The organism is Bacteroidetes bacterium endosymbiont of Geopemphigus sp., assembly GCF_002904345.1.
Lineage (GTDB): Bacteria > Bacteroidota > Bacteroidia > Flavobacteriales > Blattabacteriaceae > GSPS2-BC2016.
Genome location: NZ_PEIH01000005.1, coordinates 533335 through 558223 on the forward strand (window position 1 = coordinate 533335; position 24889 = coordinate 558223).

Annotated in this window: 31 protein-coding genes and 1 pseudogene; 13 read left to right on the forward strand and 19 right to left on the reverse strand. The window is 36.9% G+C overall.

Translation table 11 applies throughout. The features are described 5' to 3' along the window. Positions 1-55: 55 nt before the first annotated feature. The 4 genes from tsf to rplM form a co-directional block, all read right to left on the reverse strand. Complete coding sequence (gene tsf, locus CS842_RS03865) at positions 56-877, reverse strand: translation elongation factor Ts (protein ID WP_103327564.1); 822 nt, start codon at positions 875-877, stop codon at positions 56-58. 85 nt (positions 878-962) lie between these two features. After that, positions 963-1730, reverse strand: coding sequence for a 30S ribosomal protein S2 (gene rpsB, locus CS842_RS03870; RefSeq protein ID WP_103327565.1), 768 nt, complete (start codon positions 1728-1730; stop codon positions 963-965). A 131-nt stretch (positions 1731-1861) separates the two neighbouring features. Beyond that, positions 1862-2248, reverse strand: a complete 387-nt coding sequence (gene rpsI / locus CS842_RS03875) for a 30S ribosomal protein S9 (protein ID WP_103327566.1) — start codon at positions 2246-2248, stop codon at positions 1862-1864. Between the two features lie 5 nt (positions 2249-2253). Then, positions 2254-2709 carry a 50S ribosomal protein L13 gene (gene rplM / locus CS842_RS03880; protein WP_103327567.1) on the reverse strand — a complete coding sequence of 152 codons (456 nt, stop codon included), beginning with the start codon at positions 2707-2709 and terminating at the stop codon, positions 2254-2256. 339 nt (positions 2710-3048) lie between these two features. On the opposite strand from rplM, the gene dnaK reads away from it, so the two are divergent. From dnaK to CS842_RS03900, 6 genes are all read left to right on the forward strand, one after another. Beyond that, entirely contained in the window at positions 3049-4977 is a 1929-nt protein-coding gene (dnaK, locus tag CS842_RS03885; RefSeq protein ID WP_103327568.1) for a molecular chaperone DnaK, read from the forward strand. 253 nt (positions 4978-5230) lie between these two features. Then, positions 5231-5371, forward strand: a complete 141-nt coding sequence (locus CS842_RS07170; protein WP_241518435.1) for a hypothetical protein — start codon at positions 5231-5233, stop codon at positions 5369-5371. Further along, positions 5328-5516, forward strand: coding sequence for a peroxide stress protein YaaA (gene yaaA, locus CS842_RS07895; RefSeq protein ID WP_430537315.1), 189 nt, complete (start codon positions 5328-5330; stop codon positions 5514-5516). Before CS842_RS07170 ends, yaaA (CS842_RS07895) begins: the two co-directional genes overlap by 44 nt. Then, the gene (yaaA, locus tag CS842_RS07450; RefSeq protein ID WP_103327570.1) at positions 5513-5842 is read left to right on the forward strand and encodes a peroxide stress protein YaaA; all 330 of its coding nucleotides are present in this window, start codon (positions 5513-5515) and stop codon (positions 5840-5842) included. Before yaaA (CS842_RS07895) ends, yaaA (CS842_RS07450) begins: the two co-directional genes overlap by 4 nt. A gap of 456 nt (positions 5843-6298) precedes the next feature. Further along, positions 6299-6394: a hypothetical protein gene (locus CS842_RS07900; RefSeq protein ID WP_430537316.1), complete on the forward strand. Its 96-nt coding sequence runs from the start codon at positions 6299-6301 to the stop codon at positions 6392-6394. 8 nt (positions 6395-6402) lie between these two features. Further along, positions 6403-6807, forward strand: coding sequence for a DUF6263 family protein (locus tag CS842_RS03900; protein ID WP_146037446.1), 405 nt, complete (start codon positions 6403-6405; stop codon positions 6805-6807). Positions 6808-7026: 219 nt separating this feature from the next. On the opposite strand, the gene CS842_RS03905 is transcribed toward CS842_RS03900, so the two are convergent. The 6 genes from CS842_RS03905 to CS842_RS03925 are packed head-to-tail and all read right to left on the reverse strand — an operon-like array spanning position 7027 to position 11445. Continuing rightward, a complete protein-coding gene (locus CS842_RS03905) occupies positions 7027-7695 on the reverse strand; it encodes a phosphatidylserine decarboxylase family protein (protein ID WP_103327572.1) in 669 nt (222 codons plus the stop codon). A 5-nt stretch (positions 7696-7700) separates the two neighbouring features. Then, entirely contained in the window at positions 7701-8561 is an 861-nt protein-coding gene (locus tag CS842_RS03910) for a phosphatidate cytidylyltransferase (RefSeq protein WP_103327573.1), read from the reverse strand. Then, a complete protein-coding gene (locus CS842_RS03915) occupies positions 8491-9081 on the reverse strand; it encodes an LUD domain-containing protein (RefSeq protein WP_103327574.1) in 591 nt (196 codons plus the stop codon). The genes CS842_RS03910 and CS842_RS03915 overlap by 71 nt, the downstream gene beginning before the upstream one ends. A gap of 42 nt (positions 9082-9123) precedes the next feature. Next, entirely contained in the window at positions 9124-11079 is a 1956-nt protein-coding gene (ftsH, locus tag CS842_RS03920) for an ATP-dependent zinc metalloprotease FtsH (RefSeq protein WP_410468502.1), read from the reverse strand. Between the two features lie 13 nt (positions 11080-11092). Next, on the reverse strand, positions 11093-11203 hold the full coding sequence (locus tag CS842_RS08145) for an RsfS/YbeB/iojap family protein (protein WP_488192422.1): 111 nt from the start codon (positions 11201-11203) through the stop codon (positions 11093-11095). Then, positions 11188-11445, reverse strand: coding sequence for an RsfS/YbeB/iojap family protein (locus CS842_RS03925; protein WP_241518436.1), 258 nt, complete (start codon positions 11443-11445; stop codon positions 11188-11190). Before CS842_RS03925 ends, CS842_RS08145 begins: the two co-directional genes overlap by 16 nt. 72 nt (positions 11446-11517) lie before the next feature. Here CS842_RS03925 and CS842_RS03930 point away from each other — a divergent pair, with 72 nt between their 5' ends. Continuing rightward, positions 11518-12261 carry a biotin--[acetyl-CoA-carboxylase] ligase gene (locus CS842_RS03930; protein WP_103327576.1) on the forward strand — a complete coding sequence of 248 codons (744 nt, stop codon included), beginning with the start codon at positions 11518-11520 and terminating at the stop codon, positions 12259-12261. Positions 12262-12264: 3 nt separating this feature from the next. Here the strand turns inward: CS842_RS03930 and yidC are convergent, their stop codons facing one another. The 3 genes from yidC to CS842_RS07455 all read right to left on the reverse strand — a co-directional run bounded on the left by yidC (position 12265) and on the right by CS842_RS07455 (position 16148). Further along, the gene (yidC, locus tag CS842_RS03935; RefSeq protein ID WP_103327577.1) at positions 12265-14073 is read right to left on the reverse strand and encodes a membrane protein insertase YidC; all 1809 of its coding nucleotides are present in this window, start codon (positions 14071-14073) and stop codon (positions 12265-12267) included. Between the two features lie 10 nt (positions 14074-14083). Then, complete coding sequence (gene pyrG, locus CS842_RS03940; RefSeq protein ID WP_103327578.1) at positions 14084-15694, reverse strand: CTP synthase; 1611 nt, start codon at positions 15692-15694, stop codon at positions 14084-14086. Positions 15695-16016: 322 nt separating this feature from the next. After that, complete coding sequence (locus CS842_RS07455) at positions 16017-16148, reverse strand: hypothetical protein (RefSeq protein ID WP_265614157.1); 132 nt, start codon at positions 16146-16148, stop codon at positions 16017-16019. A 360-nt stretch (positions 16149-16508) separates the two neighbouring features. Here CS842_RS07455 and CS842_RS03945 point away from each other — a divergent pair, with 360 nt between their 5' ends. Further along, a complete protein-coding gene (locus CS842_RS03945) occupies positions 16509-16907 on the forward strand; it encodes a hypothetical protein (protein ID WP_146037447.1) in 399 nt (132 codons plus the stop codon). A gap of 898 nt (positions 16908-17805) precedes the next feature. On the opposite strand, the gene CS842_RS03950 is transcribed toward CS842_RS03945, so the two are convergent. The 6 genes and pseudogenes from CS842_RS03950 to CS842_RS07590 form a co-directional block, all read right to left on the reverse strand. Continuing rightward, positions 17806-19524, reverse strand: coding sequence for a phospho-sugar mutase (locus CS842_RS03950; protein ID WP_103327580.1), 1719 nt, complete (start codon positions 19522-19524; stop codon positions 17806-17808). A 209-nt stretch (positions 19525-19733) separates the two neighbouring features. After that, entirely contained in the window at positions 19734-19961 is a 228-nt protein-coding gene (locus CS842_RS07905; RefSeq protein ID WP_103327581.1) for a sodium:solute symporter family transporter, read from the reverse strand. A gap of 77 nt (positions 19962-20038) precedes the next feature. Continuing rightward, positions 20039-20161: a sodium:solute symporter family transporter gene (locus tag CS842_RS07910; protein WP_146037491.1), complete on the reverse strand. Its 123-nt coding sequence runs from the start codon at positions 20159-20161 to the stop codon at positions 20039-20041. Between the two features lie 192 nt (positions 20162-20353). Continuing rightward, positions 20354-20518 carry a hypothetical protein gene (locus CS842_RS07190; protein ID WP_241518441.1) on the reverse strand — a complete coding sequence of 55 codons (165 nt, stop codon included), beginning with the start codon at positions 20516-20518 and terminating at the stop codon, positions 20354-20356. An 8-nt stretch (positions 20519-20526) separates the two neighbouring features. After that, positions 20527-20706 carry a sodium:solute symporter family transporter gene (locus CS842_RS07195; RefSeq protein WP_346962750.1) on the reverse strand — a complete coding sequence of 60 codons (180 nt, stop codon included), beginning with the start codon at positions 20704-20706 and terminating at the stop codon, positions 20527-20529. Between the two features lie 67 nt (positions 20707-20773). Beyond that, positions 20774-21067, reverse strand: a pseudogene (locus tag CS842_RS07590) (sodium:solute symporter family transporter); the annotation flags it as partial. 298 nt (positions 21068-21365) lie between these two features. On the opposite strand from CS842_RS07590, the gene CS842_RS03965 reads away from it, so the two are divergent. From CS842_RS03965 to CS842_RS03980, 5 genes are all read left to right on the forward strand, one after another. After that, entirely contained in the window at positions 21366-22082 is a 717-nt protein-coding gene (locus CS842_RS03965; RefSeq protein ID WP_103327582.1) for a CDP-alcohol phosphatidyltransferase family protein, read from the forward strand. Beyond that, on the forward strand, positions 22079-22840 hold the full coding sequence (locus tag CS842_RS03970) for a 3'-5' exonuclease (protein WP_103327583.1): 762 nt from the start codon (positions 22079-22081) through the stop codon (positions 22838-22840). The genes CS842_RS03965 and CS842_RS03970 overlap by 4 nt, the downstream gene beginning before the upstream one ends. A 1101-nt stretch (positions 22841-23941) precedes the next feature. Then, a complete protein-coding gene (locus CS842_RS08150; RefSeq protein WP_488192423.1) occupies positions 23942-24070 on the forward strand; it encodes a hypothetical protein in 129 nt (42 codons plus the stop codon). A 47-nt stretch (positions 24071-24117) separates the two neighbouring features. After that, positions 24118-24429 (forward strand): polysaccharide deacetylase family protein, encoded by a 312-nt coding sequence (locus tag CS842_RS03975; protein WP_103327584.1) that lies wholly within the window; start codon positions 24118-24120, stop codon positions 24427-24429. 7 nt (positions 24430-24436) lie between these two features. After that, positions 24437-24736: a polysaccharide deacetylase family protein gene (locus CS842_RS03980; protein WP_103327585.1), complete on the forward strand. Its 300-nt coding sequence runs from the start codon at positions 24437-24439 to the stop codon at positions 24734-24736. The last annotated feature ends 153 nt before the right edge of the window (positions 24737-24889 follow it).

A 24889-nucleotide genomic window follows, 5' to 3' on the forward strand; every position in this document is an offset into this window, starting at 1 on the left:
AAAAAAACTAACTTTCCTATAAAGTTAGTTTTTTTATTTAGATCGTATATGAAACCTACAGGGCTACTCTTCTATAGGCAGTAATGCGAATACTGGTATCAAAATTTTTTAAGTAAGTTGCGACAGATAATTTTTGATCCTTGATAAAGGACTGATGGATAAGGGTATTTTCAGAATAAAATTTCTTTAACTTTCCCTGAGCGATATTCTCAAGCATATTTTCGGGCTTACCTTCTTTACGCAATTGCTCCTTAGCGATTTCTTTTTCCTTTTCGATCAGATCGACTGATAAGTCTTCCTCAGTTAAAGCCATGGGATTCATAGCAGCTACCTGCATAGCCAAATCTTTACCTACTTGATCCACCCCTTCAGGGGCTATTGAAAATCCTATTAATGTAGCTATTTTATTTCCGTGGTGAGTATAAGAAGCTACAAAAGGAGACTCAAGAAATTCAAAAGTACCTAGATCAAGCTTTTCCCCTACCACTCCGGTTTGCTCGATAAGCTTTTCTTTGACAGTAATAGCTCCTATAGGAGCTTCTAAAAATTCTTCTTTATCTTTATAGATAAGAGCTTTTTCAGCCAGCTCATGAGCTAGTTTTGTAAAATTATCGTTTTTGGCGACAAAATCCGTCTCGCAATTCAAACCTACGATTACACCTTTTGTTCCTGCTGTATTTACCTTAGCTACAAGCGCACCCTCATTAGCCTCACGATCAGAGCGGTTCATCGCGATCTTTTGACCTTTTTTGCGAAGTAAATCAATAGCCTTGTCAAAATCACCCTGGACTTCCGTAAGGGCTTTTTTACAATCCATTATGCCAGAGCCGGTCTTTTTTCTTAACTTATTTACTTGGTCAGCGGTTACCTGATACATTTTTAATAGATATTTTTAAGACAAAATCAAAGCTTGTCTTATATAAAGCAATATATTATTCTTTACCAGAGATTGCCTGAACTTGCTAGGTTTCTTTCTCTATAATTGTGGCTTCTTCAGGTTGATTTTTTTCTTTAACTTCGGATTTTTGCTTTTCTCGCTCAGCTTTTCTCGAAGAAAGTCCTTCAGCCATAGCTTCGCTTAAATATTTAAAAATAATCGCAATGGATTTTGAAGAGTCATCATTAGCAGGTATGGCGTAATCCACTTCCCTAGGATCAGAATTGGTATCTACCATGGCAAAGATGGGGATATTGAGTTTTTGAGCTTCTCTAAGGGCAATGCTCTCACGAAAGATATCTACTATGAAAATAGCAGCCGGAAGGCGGGTCATATCTGCAATCGATCCGATATTTCGTTCAAGTTTTGCCTTGGCGCGATCCACCATTAAGAGTTCTTTTTTTGATATAGAATCATAAGCGCCGCTTTTCTTTTTTCGCTCAATTGTGTTGAGTTTGCGAGCTGCCTTACGAATGGTAACGAAATTAGTGAGCAAACCACCCAGCCAACGCTCAGTGACATAAGGCATATTGTTCTTCTCAGAAGTCTCCGCAACTATTTCTCTAGCTTGCTTTTTTGTAGCTACAAAAAGCATTTTCTTACCTGAAGCGACAATACCCTCTATGGCTTTACAAGCTTCTTGTAGCTTTACTGAAGTTTTGTAAAGGTCTATAATATGAATTCCATCTTTCTCCATATAGATATACGGAGCCATGTGGTTACACCATTTTCGTGATAAATGCCCAAAGTGGACATCCGCTTTTAGTAACTCTTGAATACTTGCTTTTGACATTTAATTTATAAATTAGTTTAAGTTCCTGCGTCTTATTTCAGACTAGCAAATCAACCGCAAAACGGGTTAAGGTTTGGACGCTAAACCAATTAGGTTTTCTTTTTATTATTGATAAATTTCAATTAAATAATTTAACGTTTAGAGAACTGGAATCTCTTGCGTGCTTTCTTTCTTCCGAATTTTTTACGTTCTACTTTTCTCGGATCACGAGTAAGAAAACCTTCAGGTTTCAATAGAGCTCTGTGATTTGTATCCAAATTACAAAGCGCGCGAGAAATGGCCAAACGTATAGCCTCGGCTTGTCCGTTGACCCCTCCTCCGCAAACGCGGACCCTCAGGTCAAATTTGTCGATACTTTCAGTAAGTGAAAAAGGCTGAAGGATTTTATACTTAAGAAGTTCTTGTGGAAAGTAATCATTATAATCCCTCTGGTTAATAGTTATTTTTCCTTCCCCCGGAGCTAAGTACAAACGCGCTACTGAGTTTTTTCTTCTTCCTATGGTGTGAAAAATTTCCATATCAATTAATGCTTTTTAGTAAAGTTGAACACTACAGGTTTCTGAGCTTCATGCCCGTGATTAGAGCCCGTATGTACGTGAAGATTTTTGGAAATCTGATTTCCTAAACGATTTTTTGGTAACATACCTTTAACAGCTTTTTCTATAATGATACGAGGGTCTTTAATCAATTGCTCGCGAGCGCTCGTAAAGCGCTGACCACCGGGATAACCTGTATAACGAATGTATTCTTTAACTTCCCAGTTATTTCCCTTAAGGCCGATTTTTTCGGCATTGATGACAATTACATGATCCCCGCAATTAATATGGGGCGTGAAAGAACTCTTGTGCTTTCCTCTTATAATTTTAGCAACGCTAGAGGCAAGCCTGCCAAGGCTTTCGTCGGTTGCATCAACGACCAACCAGCGCTTTTGCAAAGCTGACCTGGACACCGAAATCGTTTTAAAACTTAAACTATCCACGTTTTTTTATAAATTAGTGTTTGGCTGAACAAATAAACTATTCAGTTCTTCCAAGGGTGCAAATATAAATATCTTATATCAGTTAACAAAATCTGAGCGTTATTCTTTAAGGACATTCCTATCCAAGGACCGTAAAGAGATTAAAAAATTTCTTTTTAAGATATAAATAAAACCAGCATAATACGATAAAATTCATGACAAGGACAACGAAATAATGACTTTATGTCATTTCATAGTCTATATCTTTCAACGGACAACTGACATAATTCAATTTAAGAAATCATTTCTTTATTTATGGCATAATGCTTGACAAAAGCAAGAGAGATAAAAATTAAAAAGATGAGTAAAATTATTGGCATAGATTTAGGAACCACTAACTCCTGTGTTGCCGTAATGGAAGGGAACGACCCTACGGTAGTCCCTAACTCCGAAGGAAAACGAACTACCCCTTCTATGGTGGCTTTCGTCGAAGGAGGCGAAATAAAAATAGGCGATCCGGCCAAACGTCAAGCCGTTACTAATTCACAAAAAACTATTTTCTCTATCAAACGCTTCATGGGAACGAAGTTTTCGGATGTTTCTCATGAAGTTGGTCGTGTACCTTACAAAGTAGTAAAAGGACCTAACGACACCCCAAGGGTAGATAGGTTAGATATAGATAGCAGACTCTATACACCTCAGGAAATTTCGGCGATGATCTTACAAAAGATGAAAAAAACGGCCGAGGATTATCTTGGTCAAGAAGTGAGTCGCGCAGTAATCACCGTTCCTGCTTATTTTAACGATGCCCAGCGTCAAGCCACTAAAGAAGCCGGAGAAATCGCAGGTTTAAAGGTAGAGCGTATCATTAACGAACCTACTGCGGCGGCCTTGGCCTATGGACTGGATAAGAGTCAACAGGATAAAAAAATTGCCGTATATGATCTGGGTGGGGGAACCTTTGATATTTCAATTTTAGAACTTGGCGAAGGGGTGTTCGAGGTACTTTCTACCAACGGAGATACCAAACTTGGCGGAGATGACTTTGATGATATTCTCGTTAACTTCTTAGCCGAAGGTTTTCAATCCGAAGAAGGAATTAATCTTAGGAAAGATCCTATGGCTCATCAACGCCTGAGAGAAGCAGCGGAAAAAGCCAAGATAGAACTCTCTTCAAGTGCGCAAACTGAGGTAAACCTCCCTTATATCACAGCTATAGATTCAGTTCCCAAACATTTGGTAAAAACCATTACACGCACAAAATTTGAGCAACTTTCAAGTGAGCTCATTCGTCGTTCTATGGAACCCTGTAGAAAAGCGCTGGAAGCTGCCGGGTTAAGCGCCAAAGACATCGATGAAGTAATTTTAGTAGGAGGCTCTACACGTATTCCTAAGATACAGGAAGAAGTAGAAAAATTCTTCGGAAAGAAGCCCTCCAAAGGAGTAAATCCTGATGAAGTTGTTGCCATAGGTGCAGCTATTCAAGGAGGTGTACTCACCGGTGATATCAAAGATGTGCTTTTACTCGATGTTACCCCTTTATCTTTAGGTATAGAAACCTTAGGTGGAGTTTTCACTAAACTCATTGAATCGAACACCACCATTCCAACTAAAAAATCTGAAACTTTTTCTACCGCTGCAGATAATCAGCCTGCCGTAACCATACGCGTAGGACAGGGCGAACGCCCCATGTTTAACGACAATAAAGAAATCGGACGTTTTGATTTAATCGATATCCCACCTTCTCCCAGAGGCACACCGCAAATCGAAGTGACCTTTGATATTGATGCTAATGGTATTTTAAGCGTATCTGCCAAAGATAAAGACACGGGTAAGGAACAATCTATTCGCATCGAAGCTTCTTCAGGTTTAAGTTCAGAAGAAATCGAAAAGATGAAACGCGAAGCGCAAGAAAATGCTGATAAAGATCAAAAATCTAAGGAGGAAATTAATAAACTCAATGCAGCGGATGCCCTTATATTCCAGACTGAAAAACAGCTTAAGGATTATGGAGATAAACTCTCTGAAGGCAACAAGACAAAAATAGAAGGTGCTTTAAAAGAGTTAAAATCTGCGCATGCTTCCAAGAATTTTATAGAAATTGATCGTGGTACAAAATCGCTTAATGAGGTTTGGGCTGGCGCTTCGCAAGAACTATATAGCGCTCAGCGAAGTAGCGGAAATGTTCCAAATATGGAAAATCCATCTGGAAAAGGATCTAAAAACACGAGCGGAGCTGATCAGAGTGGCGAAAATGTACAAGATGTAGATTTTGAGGAAGTGAAATAAAATACTTTTGGCAAAAGATTAAAAATCCGTCCAATTACAATAGACGGATTTTTTTATAACTTAAGTCAAGTTTTAAGTTTTTTATATGCAAAAATAACTAGATTCGTCATTCGTTGTTTTATATGCATAGCTATTGAATCTAAAAATCACCTGCAATAGCTGACTTTACAAAGTCTGTATTTATCAAAAAAGCAAAAATTCTGCTCTAAGACATCCTCCGAGAGAAAACCTTAAAGGAGAATTGGCCCAATTGATGAAACTATCAGAAAAGCTGGCACAAGAAAACTGGCAACAAAATCAAGTCTGGACTACTGCTTCCTCAGAAGGGAAAATGGAAAGTTGCCATATCAATCAACGGCGAAGTTTACAAAGGACTTCAGGCGGAAACACTTGAGAAGAATGCTCAAAATTATTTACAAAAGCATATGTATATTCTATCGGGACTCTATGACTTACTAAGGCCTTATAACCTGATCATGCCCTACCGACTGATGATAAGCACTCCTTTTTTTAGTGAATTAACAGCAAAATCTTTATGAATACTGGCAAGAGCTCATTACAGAACATCTTAACGGAGCAACTCGAAACCAATAAAATACTAATCGATCTAGCTAGTGAAGAATATATAGAAGTTATTAATCATAAAAAGTTTAAGGGAAAGATCATACGTTATTTTTTTAAAGATTATAAAAATGATACACTAAAAAGTATTATGATATATGCGAAAAAAGCACGAGGACTTATGGCGCGTTTTACGGCAGTAAATGACATCCGTACTATAGAAAATCTTAAAATTTTTGACAAAGAAGATCATCGTTTCGATGGTCAAATCTCTGACAAGTGTACTCTTATTTTTACATACTAAGTTTTACATAAAAGTTAGGTAAAATTCCTTTTACGTATAAAAAATTAAATCTTATTTTCCTAAAAAAAAACTCTTAATTCTGTCATTAGCATGCTAAAAAAATAACTGAAAAAGCTTTTGAAAATGAAGAAAATGTACTTGAAAATACAACTGCAGAACAAAAATGGTAAGGATATTCAATTGCTTTATAAATTGAATCTTACACGCAGTTATCCTCTAATAAATAAGTAATGTTCAAAAACATAAGCAAACGATAAACAATAAAAAAGAAATTATAAAACAAAGCATAAGATTTGAATTATTTTTACACCTAAAAAAGAAAAACCTAATCACTTATATTTGTCAAATGCAGTACAAAAACATCCACACCAAAGCAAGTAAATGGAAAGGATACATGTTATCGTAAATACTGCCGATAAAAATCCTGATGATTAAAGAGGGCTCTTTCGGGATATGATGAGAGCTATCCTTGGTAAGAACCTGAAAGTACAGTTGGATAAAAACGGAGAAGTATTGATCGTAAAAGGATTTGATCAAATCATACAGTCATAAAAAAAGAGTTGATAGCTAAAAAAATGCCTTCACAATCTATAGAAGGTATTACAAATGTATTGCAGCAAAATTTTAGCGATCAGTTCTTTAAGAAAACCTACGAACAGCTTCCCCTGCGTTTTCCATCGAAAAAAATCACTATAGGAAAATCTTGGCAAGAAAAAATAGATAGCTTCTCCCAAAGAGAAGAAAAAAAGTCGGATGTTAAAAATTATACCCTTATATTGATTAAAGATAATAATGCTCAAATAAAGATAGACGTTATAATAGATAGGATCAGTAGTTCTATAAAAAACGCGCAAGGCAGCGAGCGTTTTTCTTTAAGCGGCAAAGGTGAAGCCAACATAGACCTTGAAATCGGATGGCTTAAAGAAGCCAAAATTACACAAGATATGAAGGGGAGGAAGCATTAAAGAAAATTACGGAAAAAATCATTTGACAATTCCGATTAGTATTCATGGGGAATTATCAAGAAAAGATCTGTGGCGCCCGGAGAAAAAATCTATTTATTCAATATTTCCTCTAAAGGATAATTTCCCTTGTTACCGCCGGGATTTTGAGTGCAAGAAAGGAACAGGAGCGCAAGGCTGAACAAGATGAGAATCCACTGGTTTTTCATGATCTTTTGTGGTTTATTTTATCGGTTTATCTGAAAGAGTAGCTAGAATGGTTTGTCCCCCTATGACTTTATCCTCAAGCGCTGCCTTAACTTTAGTGCCCAGGGGTAAAAAAACATCCAAACGTGAACCAAATTTAATAAATCCGAATTCTTTTCCTGCCTCAGCCTGTGCTCCTATGCGCGCATAGAGCACAATTCGCCGGGCTAGAAAGCCTGCAATCTGCCGAAATAGCACTTGTTGTTTAGAAACTGTTTCTACCACCACACTGGTGCGTTCATTTTTAGTAGAGGACTTGGGGTGCCAGGCTACGAGATATTTTCCCGAATGGTATTTAGAATAGATTATCTTTCCCGATACCGGATAACGCGTTACGTGCACATTTAAAGGAGACATAAAGATAGAAAGCTGCAAAACGCATTGCTTTAGAAATTCAGGTTCGAAAATCTCCTCTAAGACTACTATCTTGCCGTCCACGGGAGCCACCACCTCATTGAGCTTCACATTAGATTTCCGCTGAGGATTTCTAAAGAACCACAGCAGAAAAACATAGAGGAGAAAAACAGGTAAAACCACTAAAGCAGCTGCCCTGGCAGAGAAAAAATAAGACACTCCTACAATAATAATGACAAATAACGCCAAAGCGCTCAATAAAATTGTATATCCTTCTTTGTGAATCATCATAAATTTTAATAAAATAAAGTGATGTAAATCATTACAACAGGCATAACAAATATAAAACTGTCCAGCCGATCAAGAAATCCACCGTGTCCGGGAAACCAGTTGCTTGAATCTTTTACCCGACAGGCACGTTTAATGAGTGATTCCACCAGATCCCCTAGTGTACCAAAAATTCCTACAATGAGTCCTATGCCGAGCCAATAGCTTTGTGACCATACATAGTAAAAAACGACCGCAGTGACCATACAAAATGTTACTCCCCCTAAAAAGCCTTCCATGGTTTTTCCAGGAGAAATATCTGAGGTCAACTTACGCTTACCCCAGCACTTTCCTGTCAGATAAGCGAAGGTATCATTAATCCATATAAGTAAAAATATCCCCAAAAGCAACTTCTTGCCTTTCAGCAAATAAAGCTGACAGGCCAATGTAAAGGGAATGAAAATATAAAACAACGCGAAAATAACATACGCTATACGACGAAGTTTCTCTTCGGAGGAAGCATCAGAAAAAAATTCAAAAGCGATAAGCGCAGGGAAAAGAAACATCAATAAAATCACCGGATTCCTTATAATACCGCCATGAGGTAAGAAAAAATCAATGAGCATCCCTATAATGAGAGTGCTCAAAAGAATACCTGATAATTGCACACTCAAAGTTGTAATAATAAAAAACTCTCTTAAGCATAAAAGCGAGAAGATAAGCATAAGTGCTTTAAAGAAAGCAAAACCTAAAATGATGCAAATTAGCACCGTCATTACATATAAAGCTCCCCAAAGAGCTCTCAGAGAAGATTCGCTTTTAAGCATCATCAGTAAGTAGTAAATAAATATTTTTCTTCTGAGATTCTGAATAAAAAACCCCTGGCTCATTACCCCTTATAGTGGTAATGTTGGTGGGGATACGATTGCCCTTAAAAGCTTTTATACGTCGCAGGGCATCATCAATAGTACTCACGATCTGACGACTCGAAGCTAATATTATAAAATGACTGGAAAGCTCAAAAAGCTTCCAACCGCCCATCTGATCTGACGAGAGCATTACACTCCCGTCCTTAGCGATAAGGTATTCGCAGAATATCAGATTAAAATATTCTTTCTCAGGAGTTTTATCAAAAGCTGTAGAAAGAGATCTAAGGTAGATTTGCAAACGAGTATCGGGACACCAAAATCGTTCAATGCTATTTTCTTTAATGATTTCTTTCAAAAAATTCAGTGCTTGCTCTGAAGATTCACAATACAAAAAACGCCCTCCACAAAAGGAAAATTTTCTGGCAAAGTGCACCTCCTGGCTCTCTTCTTTTATACGTGAGAGAGAATGTGGGATATAGGTCTTTTGATCAGGTACTTTCCTCGGAAAAATAGAAGATATTTTCTTTAAAAAATCAAGCACAGAATGTAAATTAATAAAACCCCTTCAAAAGAAGGTTATTCTCTATGAGTGCTCTTTTTCAAGAGGTGGATTCAAAACTTTTAGTATATCACCTACTTCATCAGCAAAGGCTCTTTTTCCAAATATTTTTTCGAGATCTTCTCCGAAGATAACCTCTTTTTCAAGTAATTTACTGGCTAATTCTATAAGCTTAATATTATTATCTCTAAGCAATTGACAAGCGCGCTGGTATTGTTCCTCGATAATTTTAGATATTTCCTCGTCGATGATGCGCGCGGTATTTTCACTATAAGGCTTGTTAAAAGCATACTCACTCTGCCCTGTGGAATCGTAGTACGAAATATTTCCGATACGCTTGTTCAATCCAAAAATAGCCACCATAGATTGCGCTTGCTTTGTCACTCGTTCCAGATCATTTAATGCCCCTGTAGAGACATTTCCAAATATGACTTGTTCAGCAGCACGCCCTCCCAAAAGGGCGCAGATTTCGTCGAGCATCTGCTCAAAGGTAGTTAATTGACGCTCTTCCGGAAGATACCAAGCAGCTCCCAAAGAGCGTCCACGCGGCACTATGGTAACCTTTATGAGCGGAGCAGCGTGTTCTATAAGCCAGCTCACCGTAGCATGTCCCGCTTCATGATAAGCGATACGCTTTTTTTCATTCGGCTTAATAATCTTATTCTTCTTTTCCAGACCTCCTATGATACGGTCTATAGCATCCAAAAAATCCTGATGCTCTATTTCGGTTTTGTCTTTACGCGCTGCTATAAGCGCCGATTCGTTACAAACATTCGCAATATCCGCACCGCTAAATCCGGGGGTCTGACGAGCGAGAAAATCAATATCTACTTTCTTTGCAAGCGTAAGTTTCTGAAGATGGACTCGAAAAATTTCTTTTCTCTCATTCAATTCAGGTAAATCAACGAAAATAGTGCGATCAAAACGTCCAGGACGTAATAAAGCTTTATCGAGAATATCCGAACGATTGGTAGCCGCCATAACGATGACATTCGTATTCGTTCCAAAACCATCCATTTCAGTAAGAAGCTGATTTAGGGTATTTTCACGTTCATCATTAGCCCCGGTAATATTATTTTTTCCACGGGCGCGACCTATAGCATCGATTTCATCGATAAAAATTATGGAAGGAGATTTGTCTTTGGCCTGTTTAAAGAGATCTCTTACCCGCGAAGCGCCTACGCCTACAAACATTTCAACGAAATCAGAGCCGGAAAGAGAGAAGAAAGGTACTTTTGCCTCACCTGCAACCGCCCTGGCTAAAAGTGTTTTTCCGGTTCCCGGAGGACCTACCAAAAGAGCACCTTTAGGAATTTTTCCTCCAAGCTTGGTGTACTTATCCGGACTTCTAAGAAACTCTACGATTTCCTGCACTTCCTCTTTAGCTCCCTCAAGGCCCGCCACATCCTGAAAGGTAGTTTTCACATTATCATTTTCATCAAATAACTTAGCTCTGGATTTTCCAATATTAAAGATTTGACCTCCAGGGCCCCCACCTGCTCCGATACGACGGAAAATAAATACCCAAAATACGATAAGCAACAAAAAGAATAATCCGTATTCAGCAAAAAATTTTCCAATACTATATTCTTGTTCATTTTTAAAATCGATGACCGCATCTAACTGATAGAGTTGTTTGTGCTCCTGAAATTTTTGCTGGAAAAGCTGAAGGTCTCCTATTTCAAACTCGTATTGGGCCACATTAGCTAAAGGAAGGTTCTTTCCAGAGAGATAAGAATTATTATTTTCTTCAGTGGACTTTTTAAGAAATTCTTTTTTCACCCAGACACTCGCAGACTCACGATGTCTGATCAATACCTTCTGAACTTCACCCTTAGAGAGCATTTCAAAAAACACTTCCTGATTGATTCGCTTAACTCCCGAAAAAGAAGATTGAAAGAAAAATATACCCAGAAAAACGAGCAATATAAATGTATATACCCAAAAAAAGTTGTTTTTATTTTTTAATTTTTTATCCATTATCTTGTTTTCTTCATTTGATCATTTTCTCTCCATAAAGGTTTTCTATATCGTAATATTCTCTTATCGATCTTTGAAAGATATGTACAATCACAACATCATAATCTATTAACACCCAATGCACATTGGTAAGTCCATCAGTTCTCGAGTATTTCTAAATACCTGCTCTTCCAGTGAAGCGGCGATAGCAGAAATTTGTGTCGAAGAGCTTCCACTGTAAACGGAAGAATAACCAAAAATAATGTTTTCTATTTGTGTAAGATCTAAGATAGTACTATCCTCACCTTTGATTTGCCGAATTCCTTTGATAATCGTTTCAAGCAGAGTAGAAATTATTACCTCTAATAACATAAATATTTCAGGCATATATCTTTACCAAGTGCAAAAGTAAATAAATAAGATTTTCTTACGTCAGCTGATAATAGATATATTTCAAATATGCATTCATTTTTATATCCAGTATACCTAACTGAATTAGATACGATTGATTCTACTCAGGACTATCTGAAAAAATCACAACTTCATAACTCCCCATATGAATGGACCGTTGCATGGGCACTCAAGCAGACTAAAGGCCGTGGGACCTATGGCAACCACTGGCAAGGAGAAAAAGCTAAAAATCTAACTTTCAGTTTTTCATTCCGAACTCATCTCTCGGCGAGAAAAAATTTTCTACTAAATATATGTATCTCTAACGGGCTTCATAAAAGACTCTCTCTTGAAGGAGAGGGCTTTTCGATCAAATGGCCCAATGACTTACTTTTAAATGGACGGAAAATAGCAGGTATTCTCATCGAGAATCAAATAAGTAAAGGGTATATTCAGCACTCGGTCATAGGTACCGGGTTAAACGTTCATCAGGAAAAATTTGAAACGCTCAGCAAGGCTTCTTCACTAAAAAATATATTGAATAAAACCTTTATTCTTAAAGAACTTCTTATAAGCTTATTGAAGAATCTACAAAAAGAATACCGGAAGCTCATTCAAGGAGAAGAGCAAAGTCTTAAAAATTACTACCTGTTGCATCTTTTTGGAAAAAATCAAAAAAACTACTTTAAGATAGATCACTCAATTTATGAGGGCGAAATTCAAGGAATTGATAAAGACGGCCGTTTAGTGGTTTCCTTAGCAAAAGGGACGCAAGAGTATTTCTTTCCTAAAGAAATCGATATGATATATTAAAGATTAATTCTTACTTTGATTTTTCTTTAAAGATTGTTGTTTTTGAGCTTCTTTCATCATTTTTTGCAGTCGCTCCTGCCATAGACTCTTTTTTTTAGGCTTAGATTTATTCTCCTGTATTCTCTTATGAATGCTCTTTTCGTCAAGTATGTAGCGCTTAATAATAAAGATAAGCGCGATATTAAGGGTGTTTGATACAAAGTAATATAATGAAAGACCTGAGGCGTAACTGTTGATAAACAAAAGCATCATAAGGGGCATTAAATATATCATAAATCTTATATCAGGCATCCCTTCTTGTCCAGGCTGGCTCATATTGCCGCTTCCGCTTATTTTAGTGTAGACTAACAAAGCTCCGGCATAGAGCAAGGTGAATAAACTCACATGATCTCCGTAAAGAGGCACAGAAAAAGGCAGATGGTAAATCGAATCATAAGAGGTCAGATCATCAGCCCAAAGGAAAGGTCGCCCGCGCAAATTAATAACGGTCGGGAAAAATTTAAAAAGCGCGTAAAAAATAGGAATCTGTAAAAGCGCCGGTAAACAGCCCGACATGGGATTGACGCCAGTTTTTCGATAAAGTTCTATGGTGGCCTGTTGTTTTTTTAACGGGTTCGCTCCCTTAAGTTTTGCATTGAGCTCCTCTATCTCGGGACGGATGACTTTCATCATCGCACTAAGCCTATACTGCCGATATGTAATGGGCGAGAGAATAAGTTTCACCACAATAGTCATCAGAATTATGATAATACCGTAGTTAAGTTGTGTTTTTTCGAGAAGCTGGAAGATCACCAGGAAAAAATACTTGTTTAACCATTTGAGAATACCCCAGCCAAAGGGAATGACATCTTCAAAATTCTGACCGTAAGCCTTGAGTAAATCGTAATTAAGAGGGGCAAAATACCACTCTCCTTTATAATCAAGCTCATTAGAAACTAACTCTAGAGGAGCCGATACCTGAAACCATTTAAGATCGGATTTAGAATGAAGTGTTTTTGATTGGATTTTCACCTCTTTAAAAGCTTGCTCTGAAGAAAGTATGCTGGTGAAAAATTGCTGTTTATTGGCGAGCCAGTTAGCTCCTCGCACCTCTTCCTCATCCTGACCGGTTTCACTTAGATATTTTACTTTTTCTCTGTTTCTATAGGCATAATACATCTGAGTGTAATTATTTTCCCAATTAGAGCTCTTTTCAAAGCTCATTGCCTTTTGTTTCCAGTTTAGGGAAACAGAATCGGCCAGAGCAAAAGAAAGAATACCGCGAGTCCTTATGTTAAAATCTAATTTATAAGCTTCTTTTTTAGGCAATACATAAGTATAATTCAATTCTCCTCCGGAAGGCAAGAGCGCTCTCATCGTCAATTTGTAATGAGTATAGGTTTCCTTCAAATCAGGTGTAAAAAACAAAGACCGGCTTGATATCTTTTCCTTTTGCAAATTTTGCAAGTTCAGCCCAAAAGAAAAAGTACCCGGTTTTACCAAATAAAGATCCGTGGGGTGATCAGCATTTTTATGATCATAAGCATTATACTGCTTCAGTAATACTTCGTTGATTTCTCCACCTAAGTTAGAGACCTTTACACGTAAGACATCATTTTCCAGAATGCTCTCGCCAGTTTTACCCGTATTAAGAGGATGAGCAAGAGGTTTTTCAAGAGCTTCCACTGGAGTGAAAGATTTGCTTAAAGAAGATGTCTTATCATTAATTGTCTGCTGCTCAAAAGGCTTATTAAAATAGATAAATCCAATCAAAATAAGAGAGATCAAAACGGAACCTATTAAAGAGTTGTAATCGATTTTTCTAACTTGCATATATGGTGATTTATTTAGATAAAAAAGCTTCCGCAGCTTTTACAAAATGTATAAATAGTGGATGTGGGTTAGCTACCATACTTTTATATTCAGGATGGTATTGAACTCCTATAAAAAAAGGATGTCCTTTAAGTTCTATCGCTTCAATCAGACCTGTTTCGGGATTGACACCTGAAAACTTCATGCCTGCTCTAGAAAAGACCTCTAGATAATCGGAATTAAATTCATAACGATGCCTGTGACGCTCACTTATTTCTTCCTTGGCATAAATATCCCAGAGAAGAGAATTCTTTTCAACACTACAACTCCAGGCGCCTAAACGCATGGTTCCGCCCTTTTGGGTCAATACTTTCTGAGCTTCCATCAGATCGATAACAGGATGTTCTGCATTTGGATAAATTTCCGCGCTTTGCGCATCTATACCTAAAACATTTCTTGCAAATTCAACAGCTGCTATTTGCATACCTAAACAAATACCCAAGAATGGAATTTTATGATTCCTGGCATACTCTACAGCTAGTATTTTTCCGTTAATCCCACGTTTTCCAAAACCAGGAGCTACAATAATACCTAAGGTATCTTTGAAAGATTTAGATATATTTTTTTCATTAATACCGCCGGAGTATATCCAACGAATTTTTACACGTACTTCATTATAAGCTCCTGCATGTATTAGCGCTTCATTAATAGATTTATAAGCGTCATGAAGGTTTATATATTTACCAACAAGCGCAATAGTGATCTCTTTTTTGGGATTTTTATACTTTCTTAGAAAATTTTGCCAGATTGATAAATCAGGTAAGACAGCATGAGAAAGGTCTAAATCGCTCAACACTGACTGGTCAAAGCCTTGCGCAAATAATAACTCTGGAACATCATAGATCGTATCGGCGTCTATAGACTCGAATACCCTTCCGGACCTGACGTTACAAAAAAGAGCCAGCTTATCACGAAGCTCTCCAGAAACAGCTTCCTGGCTACGGCATACCAAAAGATCCGCCTGTATGCCGCTCTCCATGAGATAACGCACTGAATGCTGGGTAGGCTTGGTTTTAAGCTCACCGGTAGTATTTAGAAAGGGTAATAAGGTTAAATGAATAACCAAACTATTGGCAGGGCCAAGCTCCCATTTGAGCTGACGCACCGCTTCTATATAAGGCAGGCATTCGATGTCTCCGACGGTTCCGCCGATTTCGGTGATAATAATGTCGTATTGATTCGAACTACCCAGTAATTGAATTCGTCGTTTGATCTCATCGGTAATATGTGGTATGACCTGTACGGTTTTTCCTAAATATTCCCCACGGCGTTCTTTTTCGATAACGGTTTGATAAATGCCTCCTGAGGTCACATTATTGGCCTGCGAAGTAAAATCATTAAGGAAACGCTCGTAGTGTCCTAAATCCATATCGGTTTCAGCGCCATCTTCCGTGACAAAGCACTCGCCATGCTCATAAGGATTGAGTGTACCCGGATCTATATTGATATATGGATCGAGTTTTTGAATAGTTACCTTATAGCCACGCGCTTGTAGTAACATTCCTAAAGAGGCCGAAACGATGCCCTTACCTAAGGAAGAAGTTACCCCTCCAGTGACGAAAATATATTTGACCTGTGACATAGTAAAAAATCCTGAGATCGCTGCAAAACTACAAACAAAATTTCAAGGAATCCTTTTAGTAGTAATGAGAAAGCTTTTTCAATGAGTAAGAGCCATTGCCTTTATTGATTGTTTTCTTTGCTCAGAATATTCAGATCTGTTGCTTTATACTCAGGTTATTCTCTCATGGCTTTAAGCAATACCATTCTATAGCTGAGAGAAGATTTAGCTTTTACTCATCGCTGAGAAGTAGGGAACTCTTGTGTTCTAAATATGTATTTAGCTTATCGATCCTTATCTTGAGCTTCTCTTTAGCTAAGGATCTATATACCTTCCCTTGACATTATGCTTGATTAAGAACTTTAGCATCTATTACGCTGATCGATACAGAAAAAGGGTAGCTCAATTCCAGAGATTGAGCCAAGCGGTATTTATATTTCTTCTCTATAGTGAGCTTTTTAAAAGCTACGCTCATTTCTATGGCTTCCGTAAGTTTTTCAAGAATATACGATACTATCTATTAGAGCTTTAAACTCTCGCTTTCTTTCATGATGTTTGTATGGTTTTAGCTAAAAGGCTCGACAAGAGCCTTGAGGGCTTTTGAAACCTTTGGTTTATATTGTTTAAATAAGAGATTTTGAAATAAGAGACGTCAACATTTATGTGTCGCTAAGCGAAGCTATCCTTAGATTACTATGGGAATAGCCAGACCGGATAACTTATGCTAAGTATATAGCTATGATCTGAAAACGCTAAGTTTTTTCTTTATAGATTATAAGGGTTGATGGTCTCATGGAAATAAATGTATGATACTATTATTCAAATAAGCAATACAATGAAGATTATATTGCATAATACTATATACAGACTTAAACAATTTATTGATTATAATTCTATTAGTATTCGTGAATTTCTCAAAAGAGCTGGTATATCTCATGGCTTGCTTCGACAAGTGAGAACTATAGGTTCAGATAAGTTGAAAAACATATTGTCCACATATACTGAACTTAACCCCGAATGGTTCCTGACGGGTCATGGCGAAATGCTTAAAAACGAAACTGCAGAAACTACTTCCGATAAAGCCTCCGTATCCTCAACTGAAATGAATCGTGATTGCAAAATCAAAATACTCAAAAAAAGACTTGACGATAAAATTACTCAAGATTTAGAAAATCAATTAACCTTAAAAGGACGCATTATAGAAACGAAAGATGAGTTTATCAAAAGAACTTAAAAACAAGAAAAATATTTCTTATTAAGCAGGTTTACTACTTATTTTTTACTTTATTTACATAAATAAATCTTCTGTTTATTAAATTTCTTTTCTCTAGTTTATAATGAAGCGTTTTAAGCCTTCACTTTGTTAAGAAAGCAGAGAAGTTTTGTGAAGGGGATTATATACTTGCTCTTGAGAGGATTCTAAACACATATAATTAAAGTATTCTATAATTATTTTTATTTGTTCATTAGACTATATTTAAAAAAAGTTTTTATGTGGTAAGCAACCAGGGTGGTTAAGCTAAAAAAAGTGCATATAATTAACATAAAAGACTTCTCTAAGAAAAACGCATTTCTAAAACACAAAGCTTTATATGATAATATTCCTACTAACAATAAATGAAAAGATGATCTCTACCTTAGTAGGTATACACATGTGGAAATATATATTTTCAGTCCTGTTGTTGATTTTCATAGAGCGAAACGGGCAATAAATAGCGATAATGGGAGTGGAAAATTGGACCTTCCCGCGCCCTTTCCACAATACGGAACCTCGAGAAGGCTAGTAAGGGGCTCGATAAGAAAATATTTAAGATCCTTCTATCGCATGATCCCAGCTATTTCAATGCGAAGGTAAAGAAATTCCCTAAAAACATTCACCTTATTCTTGCGTGCCACACCCACGGTATACAATTCGAAATTGAAATACCAAGCTAGATCAAATGGAGCCCCATAAAATATCGTTATCCTAAATGGGAAGGGCTTTATGAAGAAAACGATCGGTACTTATATGTCAATAGCGTATTCGGTTATTTGACCTTTCCGGGCAGAGTAGGAATATGGCTGGTAATCACGGTTTGACGCTCAAAAGTCAATTAAGCGTTTAGTAAGGGTTTTGTGTAAGAAATTAACTTTTAAAGTTTCAATTCATCAATAATATCTTGAATTTTATCATTAAGCTTTTTTTTCACCCGAGGGTAATCTTCCACACTGGACAAGGGGGATTTTACACAGAAATAAAATTTGATTTTAGGTTCCGTTCCTGACGGTCGCAAAGCAATCTTTGTATCGTCCTGAGTATAATAGATCAACATATTAGAAGGGGGAAAACGCAAAGCAATCTCTTGCTTATCGGGAAATATTTTTCTTGTAGAATTTTGATAATCTTCAACGGCGATCACTCGAGAGCCTCCGATGCTTTGCAGCGGGTTTATACGCCAGCTTTTCATGATCTCAGCGATTTCCTTAGCTCCCGAGGCGCCTTTACGCGTGAGCGTAATAAGTTTTTCTTCATGGCAATCCAGATGTACGTAAATTTCTAGTAATTTTCGATAAGCACTGGATCCTTCGGCTTTGGCAGCGGAAGCTAAATCAGCCATAAGCAACATAGAGGTAATAGAGTCTTTATCACGCACAAAATCTCCTACCATGAAACCGTAACTCTCTTCCCCTCCCCCTATAAATAAGGCTTGTCCTTCACGTTCACGAATTAATTTTGAGATCCATTTAAATCCTGTAAACACTTTCTCATAATCGACACCGTATTTACCGGCCAATGCTGAAAAAATATCTGAACTTACCAAAGTAGAGGCTATAAACGAAGGTTGATTCAGACGGCCTTTGATTTTCAATTGTTTTAACAGGTAGTCTATCAACAGAGTGTTGGTTTGATTGCCGCTAAGCAATACAAACTCTCCCTGTTCATCGCGAAGAGCTACTCCCAGACGATCGGCATCCGGATCCGTAGTAAAAACAAGATCTGCCTGCTGCGCCCTTGCTTGCTCAATGGCCATAAAAAAGGCAGAGGGTTCTTCGGGATTAGGTGAGCTTAACGTAGAGAAATTCCCATCGGGAATTGCTTGCTTCTCTACCACAGAAAAGCTTTCAAAGCCGGCGCGACGAAAGGCCTCCGGGGCTATGGCGATAGCAGTTCCATGTAATGGACTAAGCACAATGCGCAAATCTTTCTTTCCCAAAGCACTGAATGAGGAGTTATTTATAGCCGTTTTTATAAAAGCTTCATCCATAGCAGTACCTAGACTATGAATAAGAGAAGAATTGCCTTTAAAATCGATATCTTCAACAGAGATTTCTTGAATTTCCTTTAAAATATATTGATCATAAGGAGATACCAGCTGCGCCCCGTCTTCGCCATACACTTTATAACCATTATATTCAGGTGGATTGTGCGAGGCGGTAATCATAATGCCGGCAAAGCACTGTAATTGCCGAACTGCATAAGACAACTCCGGAGTAGGGCGAAATCCTTCGAATAAAAAAACTTTTACTCCCTGAGCTGAAAGAACCGAAGCGGCGCTTTGGGCAAAAAAATCACTGTTTTTGCGCACATCGCACGCAATAGCCACACGGAGTTCCTTTTTGTCGGAAAAACGTTTTTTAAGATACCGAAACAAACCCAGGGCAGTGGCTCCTACCGTGTAACAATTTATACGATTAGTACCCACTCCCATAATGCCTCTTATGCCACCGGTACCAAATTCCAGGTCTTTATAAAAAGCTTCCACAAGTTCTTGAGGTTGACTTTCAATAAGTTCCCTTACCCTCTGGCGTGTAGTTGAATCATAAGATTGTGAAAGCCACCTCCGGGCCCTTTTAAGTATATCTGGGTTCATAAATATGCTATTATATTTTTCAAATAACTTTCAATGCAATAAATTGAATTTTATATAGTAAAATTTACTTTTTAGAGGCTCTTAAAAAGTAAAGCACTTCATCAAACTTACTAATGGTTTCTTTATCAGTTTTTTTTACTTAAAGGACTTACTGTAATAATTACTAAAGAAGCCGATAAAATCCGGGAATAATCTCATAAAGCATATCCTTAAAAAGACGGAATATTAAGCCAAAATAAAACGGTGAGGACTCCCGTGACCATTCCGAATAAAATGCCTAAACCGCTTGTTCTCTTCCAATATAAAGAAAACAACACCACAAAAGGTCCGAACGTCACGATAAAACCTACCCAAGCATGGGCCACCAAACTTAAAAAATTCTCATTGGTGCGCAGGGAAAGTAAAATAGCGATGATCGCCACAAGCAGAACTGCCATACGACCTATTAACACAAGTTCTTTATCAGAGGTCTCTCAACGAAAAAAGGATTTGTAAAAATCTTCCGTGATAACCTTTAGGTTACCAATAGTTGCGAGGAAATTCTGCTCATAACCGCTGCCAAAATAGCTGAGAGTAGAAAACCTCCGATAAACGGCTGAAACAGCCATTGTGAAAAATGAATAAATAATCTCCGGATTGTTCAGGGTAAATTTATATCTATCCACGTAGGCAATTCCTATAAGTCGGACACATACTTCCAACTACAGAAAATATCATCCAAGAAATACCGATTCTACGGGCTGAGGTCATTTGCTTAACAAAGTGAATGGCCGTAAAACGCACAAACAATGATATAAGGTTGTCCAAAATAACACAATCTCCAGGGTTGTCAAAGAAACAATAGCCAAAAGATTTTTTTACCTAAAAAACTGAGCAGATCAGCATTGAACTCTTTTATAATTTGCATTGAAGGGACAATACCTCCGATATCCGTAAGGGCAATGATGGGAACAATAACCACTGCAAGAACCAATAAGAGATCCCTGAATAACATCAGTTAAGCTAACAGCAAGAAAACCCCCTAAGAAAGTGTAAAAAAACTACCACACCTGCTGTTAAAAACAAACCCATATGGTAGCTCAATCCAAAGACTGATTCGAAGAGGATGTCTCCCGCTACCATACCGGAAGAGGTATAAAGAGTAAAAAAAAAGAAAATAATAGAAGCCGATGTCAAACGCAACCATCGACCGTAGTTTTGAAAGCGATTTTTGGAAAAAATCTGGTATAGTAATGGAATTACTGGCTAACTCTGTATATACAAGAAGTCTGAGTACTACAAGAAGATAGTTAAAATAGGTACCTATAAGTCCTACGGAAATCCACATAGCCGGGAGACCCGATACGTATATCGCACCGGGAAAATCCATTAACAACCAGTTGCTCATATCGGAAACCCCTACTGAAATCTTCGTTACCAGTAGACTCAAAGAGCGCCCGCCCAACATATCTTCTGAAAGATTAGCTGTAGATTTTTTATAAGTGTAGTAACCTACCGAGATCATAATCATGTAAAGACTTATAGAGAGGGATTCATAAGACATTTGTTAAAATATTTTTAGATGAATTATACGGATAATTTGTTCTGCTTGAGCTTTTTCAAAGCTATAGCTCTTATTAAAAAATTTGATATCGCTCGCTTTTGTGTACTAGTAAGAAAAATATCATGAGATTTTAAAATTAATTATGTTAATTCTCGAGGCTATCGGGCACGTAAGGTAGAAGAAAATTCAGATAGAATATCAATAAATATCTCTCTCTAATTTACTTGGCTTAATAAAATGAAAATAACCTCTATTTAAATTGCATGGAAAAGCATTCTTATATTTGCAAAAACTCTCAATGAGAAAACATCTGTCCAATTTGCTTACACTAGCGAACCTATTTTGTGGATGTATAGCTGTAGTTCTTTTGTTGCGAAGACCTGATTATGAGAAAGTTGCCTTATTAAGTTTTGTATCATTAATTCTAGATTTTTTTGACGGATTCTTGGCGCGCTTGCTCAATGAAAAAAGCCAACTTGGAGGAGAACTCGATTCACTGGCAGATCTGGTTTCTTTCGGATTAGTGCCCGCGCTTATCGTTTTTAATTTTTTAGAAGAATCCACTTTTATATATCCTTCCTTTTCGTTGTGTAAATGGAGCGCTTTCGCTATTGTATTATGCTCGGCGTGGCGTCTGGCGAATTTTAATCTAGATAAGACTCAGAGGCATGATTTTAAAGGATTAGCTACTCCTGCTAATGCGCTTTTTTTTACCGGAATATCTATAGTAACACCTGAACACATAGGTTATAACTGCTGGAAATTTATTCTCAGCTCACCTGTCTTGTTATTTCTCATGTTATTTTTCTCATGCATACTTCTCGTTTCAAAATTTCCGATGTTTTCTTTAAAGTTTTCATCTACTCTCTGGAGCGAAAATTTCCCACGTTATATATTTTTAACATTAGCTTCTTTGCTTTTTATCAGCCTTCGCCTAGCAGCGATTCCCTGGGTGATAGTTCTATATATATTATTATCATTACTTTATAAAAAACATTTGTTTACTCACTTATGAATCTGCATCTGCATCGCCCTATTTGTTTTTTTGACATAGAAGCAACAGGCATCAATTTGGTCAAAGACCGTATTGTAGAGATATCTATTATTAAAATCTACCGGGAAGGTGTACAAGAGGAAAAAACTTGGCGCATCAATCCCGAATACCCTATTTCAGCCGAAGCGAAATCTATTCATGGTATTACAAATGAAGATTTAGCCGATAAGCCAATTTTTAAGGACATTGCTCCACAAATCTGCAAAATGATTGAAGGAGCTGATTTGGCTGGATACAATTCGAATCGGTTTGACATTCCTCTCCTGGCTGAAGAGCTTTTACGGGCAAGCTACCCCTTTGAGAGCGAAAAACATAAGAGTATCGATGTGCAAGTGATCTTTCATAAGATGGAACCGCGTACTTTATCAGCCGCCTATAAATACTACTGTGATAAAGACTTAAAGAACGCACATAATGCCAGTGCTGATGCCTTAGCTACCTATGAAATTCTGGAAGCACAGCTGAAAAAATATTCTGAACTTGATAAAGACGTAAAAAAGCTGAGTGAGTTTTCCCGTCAGAAAAATACAGCTGACCTGGCTGGGTTCATCGGCTTCAGTCAAGATGGGAAAGAAATCTTTACTTTCGGTAAATATAAAGGGCAAAAAGTGCTTGAAGTGTTTAAAAAAGACCCTCATTACTATAACTGGCTCCAAAAATCAGACTTTCCCCTATATACTAAAAAAGTCCTGACTCTTTTAAAGCTCAAGGATTTCTAAATATAGAGTTTGTCTTTTTTATACAACTATATAATAAAAGTTGTCAACATACTATTCAATGGTTGACCTGCAGTGAGCGATATTTATTTTCTTTGTCAGGAGTAAAGAAAATCCTTCATACATCCCTTAAGTTATTCAACAGAGTAAAATTCTGTGCTACCGTTATTGTGAACATTCTTATCAGTCTCGAAATACTAGGATAATAAAAAGCAAGACGTGAGAAATATAGCTCAGGTTTTTTGATAAGGATATGATCAACGCTAATTTTGAAAAACTTTCAGCTTATCTTTTTTAAGTTCGTGAATGAGGGTCATATAAAAAGATATGTTATCAATCTGGATAATAGGTAAAAGAACGTTAGCCGAACTATACGATGGATCTTGAGAGGAACAAAATCATCTCTATGAAAAGGTAGATATAAGAATTTATAGAGAAAACTCTCAATTTAATTGAAGAATTATAACGAAATTCTCATTTCTCAAAGCTATAGAAAGCTATAAAACAACTACCTTGGACGAGCTTAAAACTTTTTAAGGATATGAGACACCAGGTCGAAAATCACTGATATAAACCTTTCCTTTCATAAATAATTTATAGAACAAAGGCTTTATAAGAAAAGTTTATATAAAGCTATTATTATATTATATCACTTAGTAAAACCTCAAATTCTTTACCATCATATATTTACTAAAAAAGAGTGATTAAAAAAATCAAGCAAAAAATGTCTGGTTTTTAATTTGCACCTCTTTATCTTTTAAAGATATCAAATCGAGCACTTGAAAAAAAATAAAGCAGACTTAAACTTATTTAAGAAAGCAGGTGGAACCTGACAAAGAATTATCACTTAAAAACCCTGTATGTTTAAAAAGAAAAGTCCTATATATTAAGCCAAAAAATGATCTTATAGAAAAAATATAAGCGACATTTATATAAATTGCATTAAGTCATGACACTTAATTATGTTTGAATCTTAAAAAGAAACATATACCTTTTTGGTATATTCTTATTGTTTTTTTACACCTCCTCAATGGCTGACAAAAGTAAACCAATTAGTGATTACCAAGCTGTTTTTATACCCATGTATAAAATGAGCTTCATTACTTGCTGGTTGATCCGAAAACTTTTTTGACAGAAACAGATAAAGCAATAAAATTCAGATCCCGAAGGTTATCGAAACCTAAGACCCCAGAGTATTTTACTCCCAAAGAACTGAAAATACACCGTATTTAATAGCGTTAAAATATTTTTCTTCTCCTTATATTCTACAGAATTATCGATTGACTCAGGCTGAGCATGATATTGACGGGATGTTTCTTATCGTAGATTTATTCCCTTCTGTCAAAAAAATTGAAACCAACTTTTTTGATAAGATAGCTATGCAGTCCAATAAAAAAGAACAACCTCTTCCCGTAGCGATATACATAAGTGGTTTATGGCTAGGTAATCACCCACGAGAATTTAGCTTACTGGGGGATCAGAAAAACAAATTAAATATTACTTGGTTAAACCATTCTTTTAGTCATCCTTATTACAAAGGACGTCCACTTGAACATAACTTTTTAAACTCCTGGGACGATGATGAAAAATGAAGTTTTCATGACGGAAAAACTTTTATTGAAAAGAAATGAAATTTCTTCAGTTCTTTTTCGATTTCCTGGGTTGGTTTTGAATGAAAAGACAGTGAAAGAATTAAATGAATTGGGATTGATCTCTGTTGGTAGCAACGCCTGGCTTGCAAAGGGAGAAAAAGCCAAAACAGGAAGCATAGTTTTGATTCACGGTAACAGTAATGAACCTAAAGGTGTAGAAGAAACCTTGAGGCTAATAAAAAATGATATTCGCTGGCTACCGTTAAATAAAGCGCTCCAATTCATGAATCTCAGAGTTTGTATTTAGGCAACAACAGAGTAAATATACTTTTTTTAGTTGCTACTCGGCCGTTTGCTGACATTCATCCAGCAATACAATCGCCCCTATCGGGTCGACACAAATGTTTGTTTAATTTCTTGCCTCAGTTCGCTGCTTGCCAGGTTAATTACCTTGGTTGTT